The sequence below is a fragment of the Candidatus Baltobacteraceae bacterium genome (assembly GCA_036489885.1).
Lineage (GTDB): Bacteria > Vulcanimicrobiota > Vulcanimicrobiia > Vulcanimicrobiales > Vulcanimicrobiaceae > JAFAMS01.
Genome location: DASXEW010000002.1, coordinates 24,432 through 40,425, shown reverse-complemented (window position 1 = coordinate 40,425; position 15,994 = coordinate 24,432). Strand labels below are relative to the sequence as shown.

The window sequence follows — 15,994 nt, the reverse complement described above, 5'->3', positions numbered from 1 at the left end:
TATAAACGCGGCGCAATGTTGGCCACCACAACGTTAGCCGCCCTGATTCTTGCGCTCCCAGTCGCGACGCCGAGTGCAACGGCTGCGCCTGCCGCCGTTGGGCCGGTGCTCGTCCAGGGAAAGAGCACGTACGGGATTAGCTTTGCCGGCGCGACCTCACAGTCGGCAACCGCCACGCAAGACCATGCCCCGGCCGGGACCTATTTCATCGCGACGCCGGGGATGCTGTGCACGGGAACCGTGACCCTCACCGGCGACTCGCGGCCGCTTCCGGGCAACCCGGTCACCTCGAGTGGACCGTTCACTTTTACCCGCACGGGCAGCCCCGCAGGCTGCGCCGTCAGGATTAGGTCAAGCGCCGGAGGGGCGACCGCCACTATTCTCTTCCAATAGGGGTCTGGCGAGGTGCCCGCAGCGGGCTCTTCAACCGAATTGACCGGACGCAGAGCCACTGCTATAATCCCGTGGTTGCGGCCCCACCCCGTCGGTGTGGCCACTTTTGTGTTGTTCTAGGGAGCAAGGTTGCCGACAATCAGTCAGCTGGTCCGTAAGGGCCGTTCGAAAATTGCAAAAAAGGTGAAGACCCGCGCATTCCGCGTGATTCAAACGGGTCCAAAACCCGGTCATCCTGATTTGCCGACGCGCAGTTTTGAAGTTACCGGCAATCCGCAGCGCCGCGGCGTGTGCACTCAAGTGAAGACCGTAACGCCGAAGAAGCCCAATTCCGCCTTGCGCAAAGTCGCGCGCGTCCGCCTGACCAATGGTGAGGAAGTGACCGCGTACATTCCAGGCATCGGGCACAACCTTCAAGAGCACAGCGTGGTTCTTGTACGAGGCGGCCGCGTCAAGGATCTCCCTGGCGTGCGCTACCACATCATTCGCGGAACGCTCGACACGTCGGGTACCGCGAATCGCAAACAAGGCCGCTCCAAGTACGGCGCTAAGCGCCCGAAATAGCGAAAGCAGAAAAGATGCCCCGCAAAGGACCCTCGCCCAAGCGACCGATCCTACCGGATCCGAAGTTCAATTCCAAAGTGCTCGCGCGCTTCATTAATAAGGTGATGATGCGCGGGAAGAAATCCATCGCGGAACGGATCACGTATCAAGCTCTCAACATCGTTGGAGAGAAGACCGGACGCGACCCGATGGATATCTTCACGCAAGCCCTCGGAAATGCAATGCCGATGGTTGAGGTTCGTCCCCGCCGAGTCGGCGGCGCGACGTATCAAGTTCCAATGGAGGTGCGTCCCGATCGCCGTCAAGCGATGGCGATGCGCTGGCTCATCGGTTTTGCACGGCTGCGTCCAGGGCACTCGATGGAAGAAAAGCTTGCGAGCGAGCTGATGGATGCCGCTAATAACGTCGGAGCTTCGGTCAAGAAGCGCGACGACACTCACAAAATGGCAGAGGCCAACAAAGCCTTCGCACACTATCGCTGGTAGATTTTAAAAACAATGGCCCGGGAGTTTCCACTCGAGCGGACGCGAAACATCGGCATTGCCGCGCACATCGATGCCGGCAAGACGACGGCGACCGAACGCATCCTTTTCTACACCGGCCGTACGCATCGGCTGGGTGAAGTTCATGACGGCTCCGCAACGATGGACTGGATGGTCCAAGAGCAGGAGCGCGGCATTACGATCACCTCAGCGGCGACGGCGTGCACGTGGCGCGACACGCGCATCAATATTATTGATACGCCTGGCCACGTTGACTTTACCGTCGAAGTTGAACGCTCACTGCGCGTCCTCGACGGCCTCGTCGCATTATTCGACTCGGTTGCCGCCGTGCAGCCGCAGTCCGAGACGGTCTGGCGTCAGGCTAACAAATATAACGTCCCGCGCATCATCTTCGTAAACAAGATGGATCGCATGGGCGCAGATTTCTTTAACTGCGTCACCAAGATCCGCGAGCGTCTCGGCGCGCCGGCCGTTCCGATTCAAGTTCCGATCGGCGCCGAAGACAAGTTCCTCGGTGTTGTCGATCTCTTCACGATGAAGAAGATCATCTATACCGACGATCTCGGCAACACGATCGAGCACAAGGACGTCGAACCCGGCGAGCTGCGCGATTTGGCCGAGAAGTGGCGCTTCCAGCTGATCGAAGCCATCGCGGAGCAAGACGACGAGCTCACCGAGATGTATCTCGAAGGAAAGACGATTCCGGAAGAGCGTCTCAAGCGCGCGCTGCGTCTTGCCACGATCGCCGGTACCGTGCTTCCGATGTTGTGCGGGTCGGCATTCAAGAATAAGGGCGTTCAGCCGCTGCTCGATGCCGTCGTCGACTTCTTGCCCTCACCGCTCGAAGCCAAGTCGATCATCGGAAAAGATCCGAAAACCGGCGCCGAGATTAGGCGTAAGCCGGACGACAACGAAGCGTTTTCCGCGCTTGCGTTCAAAATCGCGACCGATCCGTACGGCAACCTAACGTATTTCCGCGTGTACTCGGGCGTGCTCGAAAAAGGCACGTACATTTACAACGCGCGTACGGGACGCAAGGAGCGCATCGGGCGCATCCTGCGCATGCACGCGAATCACCGCGAGGACATCGATTGGATAGGCGCGGGTGACATCGCAGCAGCGGTCGGTCTCTCCGACACGCGCACCGGCGATACGCTGTGCGACGAGAAGAACCCGATCATCCTCGAGACGATCACGTTCCCCGAACCGGTTATCTCGCAGGCCATCGAGCCGAAGACCAAAGCCGATCAAGACAAGCTCGGTCAGGCGCTCACACGGCTTGCGCAAGAAGATCCGACGTTCAAGATGCGGACGGACGAGGAGACGCAACAAACGATCATCGCCGGAATGGGCGAGCTGCATCTCGAGATCATCCTCGATCGTCTCAAGCGCGAATTCAAGGTTGAAGCCAACGTCGGCAAGCCGCAAGTGGCCTACAGAGAGTGGATCACGAAGACGGTCGAACGTCAGGGACGCTTCATCCGCCAGACCGGCGGTAAGGGTCAGTACGGCGACGTCACGATTCGGGTCGAACCCGGCGAGACCGGAAGCGGCTACGTCTTCGAGTGGAAGATCGTCGGCGGCTCGATTCCTAAGGAGTACTCGAAAGCCGTCCAAGAGGGCATCCGGGAATCCGCCGAAAACGGCGTTCTGGCTGGTTATCCGGTTCTCGATTTCAAAGCGACCGCGATCGATGGTTCGTACCACGACGTAGACTCATCGGAAATCGCGTACAAGATCGCCGCGTCGATGGCGTTCCGCGACGCCAACAAAGCGGCCGGGCCAATCCTACTCGAGCCGATCATGGGCGTCGAGGTTACGACACCCAAGGACTACTTAGGTGCCGTCAACGGCGACCTGATGCGTCGTCGCGGCATGATCCAATCGACGGAAGAAGCGCAAGGTAGTGCGCAAGTTATCAAGGCGAACGTTCCGCTCTCAGAGATGTTCGGCTACGCCACCGACCTGCGTTCATCGACGCAAGGCCGGGCGACGTACACGATGGAGTTCGCACACTACGAGAAGGCGCCGCGAAGCGTCGAAGAAGAGATCGTAGCAAAAGCTCAAGGTAAAAAGCTCGCGACCGCATAGGCGCGGTCTACAAGAAAGCACGCAGAGAGGAAATAAGGGCAACGTAAATCATGGCGAAAGCGAAATTCGAACGGTCGAAACCACACGTCAACATCGGCACCACGGGTCATATCGACCATGGCAAGACGACGCTCACGGCGGCGATCATCAATTGCTTGGCAACCGAGAATGCCAACATTGCGAAGCGCAGCGTCGATGACATCGACAACGCTCCCGAAGAGAAAGAGCGTGGTATCACGATCGCGATTTCGCACCAGGAGTACGAGACGAAAGCGCGTCATTACGCGCACGTCGATTGCCCGGGTCATGCCGACTACATCAAAAACATGATCACCGGCGCGGCTCAAATGGACGGCGCGATCCTGGTTGTCTCCGCAACGGACGGCCCGATGCCGCAAACGCGCGAGCACATCTTGTTAATGCAGCAAGTCGGCGTGAAATATATCGTCGTCTTCCTCAACAAAGTCGACATGGTCGACGATGCCGAGCTTCTCGATCTCGTCGAGCTCGAAGTTCGCGAACTGCTCTCGAAGTACGAGTATCCCGGCGACGACATTCCGTTCGTCCGCGGCTCGGCTCTTAAGGCGCTCCAATCGAGCGGCAAGCGTGAAGACGCGGATGCCAAACCAATCTTCGATCTCATGGAAAAGGTCGACGAATATATCCCGACGCCGGAGCGCGCACTCGACAAGCCGTTCTTGATGCCGGTCGAAGACGTGTTCACGATCACCGGCCGCGGAACGGTCGGAACGGGACGCGTCGAGCGCGGTCAAGTCAAGGTTGGCGAGGAAGTCGAGATCGTCGGTCTCACCGCCGAGACGCGCAAGTCCGTCGTCACCGGAATCGAAATGTTCCGCAAGCTGCTTGACACCGGTATTGCCGGCGACAACATCGGCGTGCTGCTGCGCGGCGTGGAACGTACCGACATCGAGCGCGGTCAGGTTCTCGCGAAGCCCGGCTCGATCAAACCGCACACCAAGTTCGCGGCCGAGGTTTACGTCCTCTCCAAAGAAGAGGGCGGACGCCACACGCCGTTCTTTGCAAACTATCGTCCGCAGTTTTACTTCCGCACGACCGACGTAACCGGAACGATCGCGCTTCCGGACGGGGTCGAGATGGTAATGCCCGGCGACAACGTTACGATGAACGTCGAGCTGATCACGCCGATCGCGTGCGAGGAAGGCCTGCGCTTCGCAATCCGCGAGGGTGGCCGCACGGTCGGCGCGGGCGTCGTCACAGCGATCCAGGTTTAACATGATATAATGGGGGGCCGTCGAAAGACGGCTCCTCGGTTCCCCGCTCCTTGAAAAGTGAATGGTTCTAAGAAAATGGCGAAGCAGAAAATTCGAATTCGTTTAAAAGCCTATGATCATCGCGTCCTGGATCAGTCCGCCGAGCGGATTGTCGAGACGGCGAAGCGTACCGGCGCATTCGTTAGCGGACCGGTGCCGCTTCCGACCGAGATCAATCGCTTTTGCGTGAACCGTTCACCGCACGTCGACAAGAAAAGCCGCGAGCACTTTGAGATGCGCACCCATAAGCGCCTCATCGACATCTTGCAAGCCTCGCCCAAGACGATGGATGCGCTGATGCACCTCGACTTGCCGGCTGGTGTCGACATCGAACTGAAGGCCTAGGGCTCATTTAGCCCAGGCCCCGAGAAAATGAGCGCCTAGGCGCTCTTTTTGTTGTTTGGCTGAGGAGGGCTCAGACAAACACAGAAGATTATCTGAATGGCAGCCGAGCCGACCACGCCGCTCAGGGTCTCGCACCAGCGCACCTTTAATGGGACGAAGCGCCGGATTTTCCAATTGCTGGTCGACATGGGCACCTCGAACGACGTGATCTGGCCCTTCGCTTCGCAGCCGTTTATGCGCTCGCCGGGGCCGCTCATTCCGGACCGAACCGAAGAGTGGCACAGCGGCGTGCACGCTACCTTGGAAGAGGTCGTCCCCGAAGAAAAGATCGTTTGGCGCTTTCTCAATGACGGCGTCAGCGGGACCCACGGCTTCTACATCTCGGTCGAGGGCAAGCAGACGACGGTAGCGCACCGGATCGAAGCCGTGCTCTCCGAACCGGAAGGCCGCCTCTTCTGGCGCCGGTTTGAAGACGTCCACGAGCGCACGATGACCGCGCTCTTCGATAAGATGGCGCGCGTCCTGCGCCGGTGAAATCTCGCTGATGCAAGCAACGCGAACCCGTCCGATCGACTTCTACAATATCGATTCGTTCTTGACGCCCGAGCAGCGTCAGATCCGCGACACGATCCGTGACTTTGTCGACGAACGCGTAGCTCCGGTCATCGATGCGGCATGGCTCGAGGGACGGTTCCCAAGCGAGCTGACCGCGGAGCTCGCGGCACTCGGCGTGTTTGGCGCGACGCTGCCGGAAGAATACGGGTGCGCGGGACTCGACAACATCGCGTACGGGCTGTGCATGCAAGAGCTCGAGCGCGGGGATTCCGGTTTGCGATCGTTCGCAAGCGTGCAAGGCGCGCTCGTCATGTATCCGATCTACGCGTTCGGAAGCGAAGAGCAACGCCGCCGCTGGCTGCCCGCGCTCGCGAAAGGCGAAAAGATCGGCTGTTTCGGCCTCACCGAGCCGGACTTCGGATCGAATCCGGCTGGGATGCTGACGCGCGCGCGGCACAAGGGCGGTTCGTGGATTCTCTCCGGCTCGAAGATGTGGATCACCAACGGCTCGCGTGCGGACGTCGCGGTCGTGTGGGCAAAAACCGACGACGGCGACGAATCATCGATTCGCGGTTTTCTCGTCGAGCGCGGGTCACGCGGATTCAGCGCACGGGATCAAAAAGGCAAGCATTCACTGCGTGCGTCCGATACCAGCGAGTTAGTCTTCGATGAAGTCGAGCTTGCAGAAGACGCGGTCTTACCAAAAAGTGGAGGCCTGAAATCGCCCCTGATGTGTCTCACACAAGCGCGGTACGGAATTGCGTGGGGCGCGATCGGCGCCGCGATGGCGTGTTTCGAGCAAGCCGTCGAATACAGCAAGACGCGCGAAGTTTTCGGCGTACCGCTCGGTGCAAAGCAGCTGCAACAAGAAAAACTGGCCGAGATGCTGACGGCGATAACGGGCGCGCAGCTGATTGCATATCACCTCGGCCGTCTCAAAGATGCGGGCACGTACACGCCGCAGCAAGTCAGTTTGGCGAAGCGCAACAACGTCGACGTGGCGTGCGACGTCGCGCGCACGGCGCGCCGCATGCTTGGCGCAAACGGGATCCTCGCCGAGTACAGCCCGATGCGTCACATGGCAAACCTGGAATCGGTCTACACGTACGAAGGCACGCATGACGTACACGGACTGATTTTGGGTCAGGCGGTAACCGGCTTCAACGCCTTCTGAGTGCGAGCATTGCGCCACCGGCGGCGAACATTCCGACGACGTAGGAGATGTCGCCGAGTTGCGGATTGGCGCGTGCGACCCAGCCCGTAAACCACGCCTGATCCAGAAACGGAATCGAGGCAACGATGCCGGCGATCCATGCCAGAAATCCATTGCGCACCAGCGGTCGCAGAGCAAATGCGCGTGCGGATTCAACCGGCTGCGAGCGCGTCCGCCACCACAGGGCGATGACGACGCCGGCCCACGGCGCCGCCCACGTCGCAAGCAACAGCAGAAAGTTCGTGTAGGTTTCTGCTGTTTTCTGGGGTTGCGAGCCGAGGATCGCGAGTGTGCCGCCGATCGTTCCGATAAGAACGGCGGCCAGCCAGCGCGGGACGCGAACGCCCGCTGCAAGCGCGCTGAGTGCGCCCGAGTAGAGGTTCAAACAGTTTGCCGTCAACGTCCCGAGCACAATGGTCAGGAGCCCAAAGAAAGCCGCAACTCCGCTGCCGAGCAAGAGCGGAATCGCCGCGGTGGGCTGGAGCGTGCTCAAGTCTATTCCGGGTAAAGCAGTAACCGTCGCGGCTCCCATAACTTCGAGAATCGTGCTCGGGATGAAACCACCGAAAAACACCCATATCCATATCGAGCGCGCACTTGCGGTCTGGGGCAGATAGCGTGAGTAATCGGATGCCGCGGGTGCCCATCCGACGACATACGAGAACGCGAGCGCGAATGCCATAATGGCGCCCCCGGTTTCGCCGCCCTGCGACATTGGCGCATGCACGTTAAACGGCGCGCTCCATTGGGAGTGTCGTATCGTCGCGGCGCCGAGCACACAGAAACCACCGAGCAGCGCAAAGGCAGTGATGCGCTCGAAATGGGCAAGCATGTTGTAGCCGTACACGACAATTGCAACCTGAATCAAAAGCATGATGCCCAGTGCAATGAGATACGGCAAGTGCGTAAGCGTACCGAGTGCGTATGCGCCGAGGACGCAATTGACGGCGAACCACCCGACGCCGGCGAGAAACGCGAGGACCGCCGGGAAGACATTCCCGAGTATTCCGAACGCCAGGCGCGACTGCATCATTTGAGGCAATCCGTAGCGAGGTCCAAGCATCGAAAGAAGTGCGAGAATCGCGTAGCCGAGCACGTTACCTGCGACGATCCCGGCGATTGCAGCCGGTAGCGTCGTGCCGTACAACGCGAGCGCGAGAACGCCGACCGACCATGTAGCGGTCTCCGCATTCGCAGCAAACCAGAGTCCGAAGAGATCGCGCGGTCTACCGTGCCGTTCTTCAGATCCGATCGGTTCGATGCCGAAGGGCTCGATTTCGACGAGCCGGTTGCCGTAAAGGCTCGAGTTGGCTATATGCTCGTGCTTTCCACGAACTCGACACCGGCCGCGCGTAGCTGGTCGATCGCCGCCGCTTCGTCACCGGGGCTAACGTTGACGGCCGCGATCGCATCGCTAATAACGAATGTCTCGAATCCGGCGTGCCTGGCATCAAGCGCCGTCGCCTTGACGCAATAATCGGTTGCAAGTCCGCACACGAAGACGCGCTCGACGCCGCGTGCGCGCAAATCCTCTTCGAGCGCCGTGGCTGCGAAGCCGGAGTAGCCATCCGTTTGCGGATCGATGCCTTTCGAGATCACGACGTCGACGTATCGACGCGCGAGTCGTTCATCGAACTCGGCGCCTCGCGTCCCCGCGATACAATGGTCGGGCCACGGTCCGCCGTAGCGTCGGAAGAAGCGATGCTCGCGTGGATGCCAATCGCGCGTTGCGTAGACGGCGGGGAACTTCGGCATCATCGCGTTGATCGGCGCGATCACGCGAGCGCCATCGCCGACCGCGAGGCTCCCGCCTGGGAGAAAGTCATTTTGTATGTCAACGACGATCAGCGCGTCGTGCGCGCCGACGCTCATGACTTCAGGCGGCTTCGTCCGGCGATAGCCGGCTGGCTGGAAGAACGGCCTCGATGCAGCATCCTTTGCCGAGGATCTCCGGATGCACGGAAAAGTCCTCGGCCAAGGCGCTCGCGATGAGCAGCCCGCGTCCGCCTTCCGAGAATTCGCCCGGTTGTTGCCACAAGGAGATATCGAAGCCCGGGCCCTTATCCTGGACGACGAGCACCGGCTTGCCGTCGCTTCGCCAGGTCACCGAGGTTTTAGCCCAGTGGCCGGCATGCTTGCAAACGTTCGCAACCAGCTCGGTAAAGATCGTCTCGACGACGCCGTCGGGCGCCGTCTTACCGGTCGCCTCACGCGCAAGGTACGCAACCAGGGCAGTCCGGGCTCGCCGCCCGGCCTTGGCATCGCAGGCATCCAATTCCAGCTCGAACATGATAGGGACGCTGTACCCGCCTTCTAAGATGGGGTTAAACCTGGTATTTGTCGCGCTTGACCCTCAGGGGACGCTCCGGTATACTGCTACGGTTGCGGTCCAGGTCGCCAGCGCTTTCTTTGCGTTGGCGATTAAAAGATAATAAGGAAACGCCAGGCACCGTGGTCTTGAGAAGCGGAATTTTGTGAAAAACATCATCGGACGAAAAGTAGGCATGACGAGCGTGTTCACCGAGGACGGCCGTTCAGTTGGTGTTACCGTCATCGAAGCCGGTCCGTGCACGATCGTGCAGCGTAAGACGAAAGAGCATGACGGTTACGATGCCGTCGCGCTCGGCTTTGGGAATATTCGCAAGCGCTCGCTCACGCGCGCTCTCGAAGGACACTTCAAGAAGAACGGCGTCGAGCCGCGCCGCGTGGTGCGCGAGTTTCGCACCAATATCGACGGCGCAGAGGTCGGTCAGACCATAACCGTCGACGGCTTTGCGGCCGGCGATCGCGTCGACATCATCGGCGTGTCAAAAGGCCACGGTTTCTCCGGCGGTATCAAGCGCTGGAACTTCAGTGGTGGCGGAGCGAGCCACGGCTCGATGATCCACCGTCAGCCGGCCTCGAACGGTGACACCAACGCCGGGCACACCGTGCGCGGCAGCCATCGTCCCGGACACTTCGGTGTCGATACCACGACGACCCAAAATATCGAGATCGTCCGCGCCGACACCGAACGCAATTTGCTGCTCGTCCGTGGAGCGGTCCCCGGACCGATCAACGGCGTCGTCGTCGTAACCCAAACGGTGAAACGCTAATGGCCGCACTCACAGCCGCAAAAACGCCGAAGGCGCTCCTCGATGAGAGCCTCGCATATAAAGGTAACTCGATTTTCCGCGCCATTTTCCGCGAGCAAGCCAACATTCGGGCGGGAACGGCGTCGACCAAGAAACGCGACGAGGTCCGCGGTGGCGGACGCAAACCGTGGCGTCAAAAAGGTACCGGACGCGCGCGCCAAGGCTCGATTCGCTCGCCGCAGTGGCGTCACGGTGGTGTCGTCTTCGGACCGCAACCGCGTTCGTTCGAAACCGACCTCAACAAGAAAGAACGCCGGCTCGCACTCGCAGCCGCGCTTGCCGATCGTTTCAAGAACGCCGCGGTCTCGATACTCGATCCCGCAGCCCTGACCACGGACAAGACGGCGGACTTAGCCATTCTGCTCTTCGGTACGGCAAAAGCGGCGAAGACCGGTCCCCGTACGCTGGTCGTTTTCGAACAGCACGAGCAAAATGTCGGTGCGCGTTTGCAGCGCGCCGGTGCGAACCTGCGCAAGCTCGGCATCACGCATTCCGGATCGCTCGACGTCACCGACGTGATCGGATGCGCGCGATTGATCTTCACCCAAGCCGCGTACGAGAAGTTGAGCGCGGCGCTCGGGGGAGTCGAGTGATGCTCGCAAGAGACGTCATCATCGCGCCGCTCATCACCGAAAAATCGATGTCGGGGACGGTGTCGCAACAATATTCCTTTGAAGTGCATCCGCACGCAACCAAGACGCAGATCCGCAAAGCCGTTGAGGAGATCTTCGGCGTGACCGTTCGCAAGGTGAACACGATCGCGGTCGGCGGCAAGCACAAGTCGTTCGCGCGCCGCGGCGTGCGGACCGAAGGCCGTACAGCCAATTGGAAAAAGGCCATCATCACTATCGCGCCCGGACAAAAAATAGAGCTGGGCGGCGTCAACTACTTCGAGCAATAGAAGATGCCAGTTAAGAAATTCAAGCCGACCAGCCCCGCGCGACGCTTCAAGACCGTACTCGATTTTTCGGATCTCAGCAAGAAAGATCCGGAGCGTTCGCTGATCGAGGTTCGCAAGAAGAACTCGGGCCGCAACTTCAACGGTCACATAACCACGCGTCATCGAGGCGGCGGAACGCGCCGTCAGTACCGCATCATCGACTTCAAGCGCGCGAAGGACGCGATCCCGGCCAAAGTTGCCGCGATCGAATACGATCCGAACCGCTCGGCGCACATCGCGCTCTTGAACTACCGTGATGGCGAGAAGCGCTACATCTTAGCGCCGGCCGGAATCAAAGTCGGCGATGTCGTCGAGTCGGGTCCGAAGGCGGACATCAAGATCGGCAATGCGCTTCCGCTTGCGAACATTCCGGAAGGCACGGTCGTGCACAACGTCGAGCTGCGGCCCGGACAGGGCGGCAAGCTGGTGCGTACCGCCGGTGGCGCTGCACAGCTGATGGCAAAGGAAGGCGAGTACGCGCAGGTGCGCATGCCGTCGGGTGAAGTCCGCAAGATTGCCATGCTTTGCCGTGCGACGATCGGTCAGCTCGGCAATGTCGAGCACGAAAACGAGATCATCGGCTCCGCCGGCCGTCAGCGGCACCGTGGAAAACGTCCGCACGTGCGCGGCATCGCAATGAATCCCGTCGACCATCCACATGGTGGCGGTGAAGCGCGCTCGACGTCGGGCCGTCCGCCGACGACGCCTTGGGGCCAGATGACGATGGGCAAAAAGACGCGCCGCAACAAGCGCACCAACAAGATGATCGTTCGGAGGCGGAGCAAGTAGCGTGAGTCGTTCTCTAAAGAAGGGTCCGTACGTTGCGGACCACTTGGTTGCGAAGGTCGAGAAGCTGAATGCGGCTCGCGAGAAGCGCGTGATTCGCACTTGGTCGCGAGCTTCGACGATCATTCCAACGATGGTCGGCCATACGATCTCCGTCCACAACGGAAAGACGCACATTCCGGTGTTCGTCACCGAGAACATGGTCGGACACAAGCTGGGCGAGTTTGCGCCGACGCGTATCTTCCGCGCGCACGGTGGTGCCGGTGAGAAAACCGCGGTGAAGCCATGAGCGCTACACCCGCAACCGACCGCACCGAAGCCGTGGCGCATTTGCGCTTCGCGCGGATGGGTCCGCGCAAGCTCCGTCGCGTCGCCGATGCAATTCGAGGGAAGAGCGTCAAAGAAGCGCTCGTGCTGCTGCGTTTCTCGGGCGTATTTGCATCCGCCCCGATCGAGAAGCTGCTTCGCAGCGCCGCAGCAAACGCCGAGAACAATCACAACATGTCAGGCGACGATTTGTACGTGCGCCGGATCATGGTTGACGGTGGCCCGGGCGGCCGCTTCACCAAACGCATCGATCCGCGCGCGCAGGGCCGCGCCGCGTTCAAACGCCGCCGCATGTCGCATGTGACGATCGTCGTGGGTGAGCGTCCCGCGCAATCCGCACGCCGCAGGGGCGGCGCGGCGGTCATCAGCACTTCGCAGAAGCCGCGACGCGCGGCAGCCGCCGCCTCAGCATCGAGCGGCAGCAAGAAGAAGTCCGCGCCCAAAAAGCGCGCCGCATCCCGTAAGAAAGCCAACGCATAATGGGTCAGAAAATTCATCCCGTCGGGCTGCGCCTGGGGATTACGCGGACGTGGGACAGCCGGTGGTTCGAGAAAAAGAACTATCGCGCGTGGCTGCATGAAGATGCCGCGATTCGAAAATACTTCGGCCGGATGACGCGGGCCGCCGCGATCAGCCGCGTCGAGATCGAGCGTCGCGCCAATCAGACGCGTGTCATCGTGCACACCGCAAAGCCCGGTATCATCATCGGCAAGCGCGGCGTCGGCATCGAAGAGATTCGTAAGAATCTCGAGCGCCTGACGAAGAAGCAAGTCCAGGTCAACGTCGGCGAGATCAAACATCCCGAACTCGACTCACGTTTGGTGGGACAAAACATCGTCGACCAGCTCGAGAAGCGCATCGCGTTTCGCAGAGCGATGAAGCAGGCGATCATGCGCACCATGAAAGCCGGCGCGCGCGGAATCAAAGTCCAGGTCTCGGGCCGCCTGGGCGGCGCGGAAATTGCGCGTACCGAGCGCAACTTTGACGGAAAGGTTCCTCTACATACGCTGCGCGCGGACATCGACTACGCGCACGTTGAGGCTTTTACGACGTTTGGACGTATCGGCGTCAAGGTTTGGATCTATAAAGGCGAGGTGCTTCCGGAACAGCCGCGCGCTGAAGCGCGTCCGGAACGAAACGACCGCGCAGAGCGCGGCGGACTGCGCCGCGACCGCGGCGGACGCGGACGGCGTGATCGCCGTCCGTCCGAACGCACGGCGGACACACCCGACGAGTTTGGTAGTGACGCGATCGATCCGGCGGCCGACGCTCCGCTCGCAGCCGAGATGGAGCGCGCTTTCGAAGTCGCGCAAGCTGATTCGTCGTCGCTCGCATCCGTTGAAGACGGTCCGCCTGCGGCCGAAGACTTCCATTCAACCGGTGCGCACGGCGGCGGTGAGACGCACACGCCCTCAGCAGAACATGGGCAGGGCGTGACGGATCAAACGTCCGTGCAACACGTCGCGAGCGAAGCCGCGACCGACGAAGCGGAACGAGGCACGAATGCTGACTCCTAAGCGCGTCAAATGGCGCAAAGTTCAGCGCGGACGCATGAGCGGAAAAGCGCAAACCGGCAACACGCTGACGTTCGGTGATTGGGGGCTCAAAGCGCTCGAGCCGTGCTGGATGACGAATCGTCAGATTGAAGCTGCACGTGTTGCGCTCACGCGTCACATCAAGCGCGGCGGAAAAGTCTGGATCAAAGTGTTTCCCGATAAACCGGTGACGAAAAAGCCGGCCGAAGTTCGCATGGGCTCGGGCAAAGGTAATCCGGAGGGCTGGGTTGCGGTCGTGCGTCCCGGCCGGATTCTGTTCGAGCTTGCCGGCGTCGATGCAGCAACGGGGCGCCGTGCACTGCAGCTGGCCGCGGCCAAGCTCCCGATTGCAACCAAAATCGTGGCGCGCACCGACGAGGCGGTGACGGTATGAAGAAGAGCGATTGGAGAGCGATGCGAGATCTGACGATCTCCGAACTTCAAACGAAGGCGCGCGAAACGAAGGAAGAGCTGTTCAATCTGCGCTTCCAGCTTCGCACCGGACATCTCTCGGATCTGAGCAAGATTCGCGAGATTCGACGTACCTACGCGCGCATTCAAACGCTGATCAACGAAAAACGAATCAATGAAGCAAAGGGAGCCCATGGAGCAGCCTAAGCGTCTAAACCGGCGACGTATCAAACAGGGACGCGTCGTTTCGGACAAGATGAGCAAGACGATCGTCGTGGTCAGCGAGACGCGGGCAGCGCACGGGATCTATGGCAAAGTCGTTCGCAAGTCGACAAAATTCAAGGCCCACGACGAGAGCAACGACGCCAAGATCGGCGACGTTGTGCGAATCCAAGAATGCCGTACGCTCTCGAAAGAAAAGCGTTGGCGCTTGATCGAGATCGTGGAGCGCGCACGGTGATTCAGCAAGAAACGCGCCTGCGTGTCGCCGACAATTCGGGCGCGCGCGAGATTCTGTGCATTCACATCTCGGGCGGAAGCCGTCACCCTTATGCATCGGTTGGGGACGTCGTCGTCGGAACCGTGAAGAGCGCCATCCCGGGTGCTGCCGTCAAGAAGGGTCAAGTAGTCAAGGCCGTGATCGTTCGTACCGCGCAGCCCTTGCGCCGCTCGGACGGATCGACGATCCGCTTCGATGAGAACGCCTGCGTCATTTTGCGCGGCGAGAAAGACAATTTGGATCCTCGCGGGACGCGCGTGTTCGGGCCCGTGTGCCGCGAGCTGCGCGACCGCGGCTTCCTCAAGATAGCCTCGCTCGCGCCGGAGGTGCTGTAATGGCAATCGGCATCGTCAAAGGCGACACTGTTGTGCTGCGTCGCGGCAAAGAAAAAGGCAAGCGCGGCGTCGTGAAGACCGTGTACCCCAAGCGTAATGCGGCACTGGTCGAGGGCATCAACGTCGTCAAGCGACACACCAAGCAAGGCGTGGGCGGATCCCGTCAGGCCGGCATCTTCGAAAAAGAGGCACCCGTTCCGATTTCGGCGCTGATGGTCATCGATCCGAAGACAAGCGCGCCGACGCGCGTTCGCCGTGCGCAGTCAGCCGAAGGGCGCGTACGCGTCAGCGCGCGCAGCGGTGAGACGCTGCTCGTACCGGGGAAGGGGCGCTAAATGGCCGCGCGACTCAGAGAACGTTACGAGAAAGAAGTTCGCAAGACGCTGGTGGAGCGCTTCGGTTACACGAATGCGATGCAGGTTCCGCGCTTGCAAAAGGTCGTCGTCAACATGTCGGTCTCGGACGCGATCGTCAATTCGAAAGCGCTCGACGCGGCTGTCGCCGATCTGCAAACGATCACGGGACAAAAAGCGATCAACACGACCGCCAAGAAGTCGATCGCGAACTTCAAGCTGCGTCAAGGCATGAAGATCGGCGCGAAGGTCACGCTCCGCGGCGAGCGGATGTATGTGTTCCTCGACAAGCTTTTCAACATCGTGCTGCCGCGTATCCGCGACTTTCGCGGTCTTTCGCGCAAGTCGTTCGACGGCCGCGGCAACTACAACATGGGTCTGCGCGAGCAGCTCGTGTTTCCGGAGATCAATTTCGACAAAGTCGACAAAGCTCGCGGCATGGATATCGTGATCGTCACGAGCGCGAGTACCGACGAAGAAGCAACGGAGTTCCTCACCGCGATGGGACTTCCGCTGCAGAAGGGACGCTGATGGCTAAGACCTCGCTTATCGAGAAATCAAAACGACCGCAGAAGTTCAAGGTTCGCGTGCACAATCGGTGCCTGGCTTGCGGCCGTTCGCGCGGCTATTATCGTAAATTCGGTCTGTGCCGGATCTGCTTCCGTGAAAATGCGCACCGCGGCTATATCCCCGGCATCACGAAAGCGAGCTGGTAGGG

The 15,994-nt window shown here is 60.5% G+C and carries 24 protein-coding genes and 1 pseudogene; 22 read left to right on the top strand and 3 right to left on the bottom strand.

Going from position 1 to position 15,994, the window contains the following annotated elements:
* Window positions 1-15 precede the first annotated feature (15 nt).
* The 8 genes from VGG22_05325 to VGG22_05290 all read left to right on the top strand — a co-directional run bounded on the left by VGG22_05325 (window position 16) and on the right by VGG22_05290 (window position 6,917).
* The gene (locus VGG22_05325) at window positions 16-393 is read left to right on the top strand and encodes a hypothetical protein (protein ID HEY1727770.1); all 378 of its coding nucleotides are present in this window, start codon (window positions 16-18) and stop codon (window positions 391-393) included.
* Between the two features lie 129 nt (window positions 394-522).
* A complete protein-coding gene (rpsL, locus tag VGG22_05320) occupies window positions 523-957 on the top strand; it encodes a 30S ribosomal protein S12 (GenBank protein HEY1727769.1) in 435 nt (144 codons plus the stop codon).
* A 14-nt stretch (window positions 958-971) separates the two neighbouring features.
* Window positions 972-1,442 (top strand): 30S ribosomal protein S7, encoded by a 471-nt coding sequence (gene rpsG, locus VGG22_05315; GenBank protein ID HEY1727768.1) that lies wholly within the window; start codon window positions 972-974, stop codon window positions 1,440-1,442.
* A gap of 12 nt (window positions 1,443-1,454) precedes the next feature.
* Window positions 1,455-3,551, top strand: a complete 2,097-nt coding sequence (gene fusA, locus VGG22_05310; GenBank protein ID HEY1727767.1) for an elongation factor G — start codon at window positions 1,455-1,457, stop codon at window positions 3,549-3,551.
* Between the two features lie 50 nt (window positions 3,552-3,601).
* Entirely contained in the window at window positions 3,602-4,804 is a 1,203-nt protein-coding gene (gene tuf, locus VGG22_05305; protein HEY1727766.1) for an elongation factor Tu, read from the top strand.
* 75 nt (window positions 4,805-4,879) lie between these two features.
* A complete protein-coding gene (rpsJ, locus tag VGG22_05300; protein HEY1727765.1) occupies window positions 4,880-5,188 on the top strand; it encodes a 30S ribosomal protein S10 in 309 nt (102 codons plus the stop codon).
* 96 nt (window positions 5,189-5,284) lie between these two features.
* Window positions 5,285-5,722 (top strand): hypothetical protein, encoded by a 438-nt coding sequence (locus VGG22_05295; GenBank protein HEY1727764.1) that lies wholly within the window; start codon window positions 5,285-5,287, stop codon window positions 5,720-5,722.
* A 10-nt stretch (window positions 5,723-5,732) separates the two neighbouring features.
* Window positions 5,733-6,917 carry an acyl-CoA dehydrogenase family protein gene (locus VGG22_05290; GenBank protein HEY1727763.1) on the top strand — a complete coding sequence of 395 codons (1,185 nt, stop codon included), beginning with the start codon at window positions 5,733-5,735 and terminating at the stop codon, window positions 6,915-6,917.
* Here the strand turns inward: VGG22_05290 and VGG22_05285 are convergent.
* From VGG22_05285 to VGG22_05275, 3 genes are read right to left on the bottom strand one after another with little or no spacing between them, the layout of a single operon-like run.
* The gene (locus VGG22_05285) at window positions 6,904-8,208 is read right to left on the bottom strand and encodes a cytosine permease (GenBank protein HEY1727762.1); all 1,305 of its coding nucleotides are present in this window, start codon (window positions 8,206-8,208) and stop codon (window positions 6,904-6,906) included. The genes VGG22_05290 and VGG22_05285 overlap by 14 nt on opposite strands.
* 59 nt (window positions 8,209-8,267) lie before the next feature.
* On the bottom strand, window positions 8,268-8,828 hold the full coding sequence (locus tag VGG22_05280) for a nicotinamidase (protein HEY1727761.1): 561 nt from the start codon (window positions 8,826-8,828) through the stop codon (window positions 8,268-8,270).
* Window positions 8,829-8,832: 4 nt separating this feature from the next.
* Entirely contained in the window at window positions 8,833-9,246 is a 414-nt protein-coding gene (locus tag VGG22_05275) for an ATP-binding protein (protein HEY1727760.1), read from the bottom strand.
* Window positions 9,247-9,430: 184 nt separating this feature from the next.
* On the opposite strand from VGG22_05275, the gene rplC reads away from it, so the two are divergent.
* The 14 genes and pseudogenes from rplC (at window position 9,431) to VGG22_05205 (ending at window position 15,992) form a co-directional block, all read left to right on the top strand.
* Window positions 9,431-10,051: a 50S ribosomal protein L3 gene (rplC, locus tag VGG22_05270; protein ID HEY1727759.1), complete on the top strand. Its 621-nt coding sequence runs from the start codon at window positions 9,431-9,433 to the stop codon at window positions 10,049-10,051.
* Window positions 10,051-10,683, top strand: a complete 633-nt coding sequence (gene rplD / locus VGG22_05265) for a 50S ribosomal protein L4 (GenBank protein HEY1727758.1) — start codon at window positions 10,051-10,053, stop codon at window positions 10,681-10,683. The genes rplC and rplD overlap by 1 nt, the downstream gene beginning before the upstream one ends.
* Window positions 10,683-10,991, top strand: coding sequence for a 50S ribosomal protein L23 (gene rplW, locus VGG22_05260; GenBank protein HEY1727757.1), 309 nt, complete (start codon window positions 10,683-10,685; stop codon window positions 10,989-10,991). The genes rplD and rplW overlap by 1 nt, the downstream gene beginning before the upstream one ends.
* Window positions 10,992-10,994: 3 nt before the next feature.
* On the top strand, window positions 10,995-11,819 hold the full coding sequence (gene rplB, locus VGG22_05255; GenBank protein ID HEY1727756.1) for a 50S ribosomal protein L2: 825 nt from the start codon (window positions 10,995-10,997) through the stop codon (window positions 11,817-11,819).
* A gap of 1 nt (window position 11,820) precedes the next feature.
* Entirely contained in the window at window positions 11,821-12,105 is a 285-nt protein-coding gene (rpsS, locus tag VGG22_05250; protein HEY1727755.1) for a 30S ribosomal protein S19, read from the top strand.
* Window positions 12,102-12,623 carry a 50S ribosomal protein L22 gene (gene rplV / locus VGG22_05245; GenBank protein ID HEY1727754.1) on the top strand — a complete coding sequence of 174 codons (522 nt, stop codon included), beginning with the start codon at window positions 12,102-12,104 and terminating at the stop codon, window positions 12,621-12,623. The genes rpsS and rplV overlap by 4 nt, the downstream gene beginning before the upstream one ends.
* A pseudogene (gene rpsC / locus VGG22_05240) lies at window positions 12,623-13,252 on the top strand (30S ribosomal protein S3). Before rplV ends, rpsC begins: the two are co-directional and overlap by 1 nt.
* Window positions 13,253-13,646: 394 nt before the next feature.
* Window positions 13,647-14,072, top strand: a complete 426-nt coding sequence (rplP, locus tag VGG22_05235; GenBank protein HEY1727753.1) for a 50S ribosomal protein L16 — start codon at window positions 13,647-13,649, stop codon at window positions 14,070-14,072.
* Between the two features lie 20 nt (window positions 14,073-14,092).
* Complete coding sequence (rpmC, locus tag VGG22_05230; protein HEY1727752.1) at window positions 14,093-14,296, top strand: 50S ribosomal protein L29; 204 nt, start codon at window positions 14,093-14,095, stop codon at window positions 14,294-14,296.
* Window positions 14,283-14,549, top strand: coding sequence for a 30S ribosomal protein S17 (rpsQ, locus tag VGG22_05225; GenBank protein ID HEY1727751.1), 267 nt, complete (start codon window positions 14,283-14,285; stop codon window positions 14,547-14,549). The genes rpmC and rpsQ overlap by 14 nt, the downstream gene beginning before the upstream one ends.
* Window positions 14,546-14,923: a 50S ribosomal protein L14 gene (rplN, locus tag VGG22_05220; GenBank protein ID HEY1727750.1), complete on the top strand. Its 378-nt coding sequence runs from the start codon at window positions 14,546-14,548 to the stop codon at window positions 14,921-14,923. Before rpsQ ends, rplN begins: the two co-directional genes overlap by 4 nt.
* A complete protein-coding gene (gene rplX, locus VGG22_05215) occupies window positions 14,923-15,258 on the top strand; it encodes a 50S ribosomal protein L24 (protein ID HEY1727749.1) in 336 nt (111 codons plus the stop codon). Before rplN ends, rplX begins: the two co-directional genes overlap by 1 nt.
* Window positions 15,259-15,807 carry a 50S ribosomal protein L5 gene (rplE, locus tag VGG22_05210; GenBank protein ID HEY1727748.1) on the top strand — a complete coding sequence of 183 codons (549 nt, stop codon included), beginning with the start codon at window positions 15,259-15,261 and terminating at the stop codon, window positions 15,805-15,807. It abuts the gene before it with no gap.
* Entirely contained in the window at window positions 15,807-15,992 is a 186-nt protein-coding gene (locus tag VGG22_05205) for a type Z 30S ribosomal protein S14 (GenBank protein ID HEY1727747.1), read from the top strand. Before rplE ends, VGG22_05205 begins: the two co-directional genes overlap by 1 nt.
* Window positions 15,993-15,994: the final 2 nt, after the last annotated feature.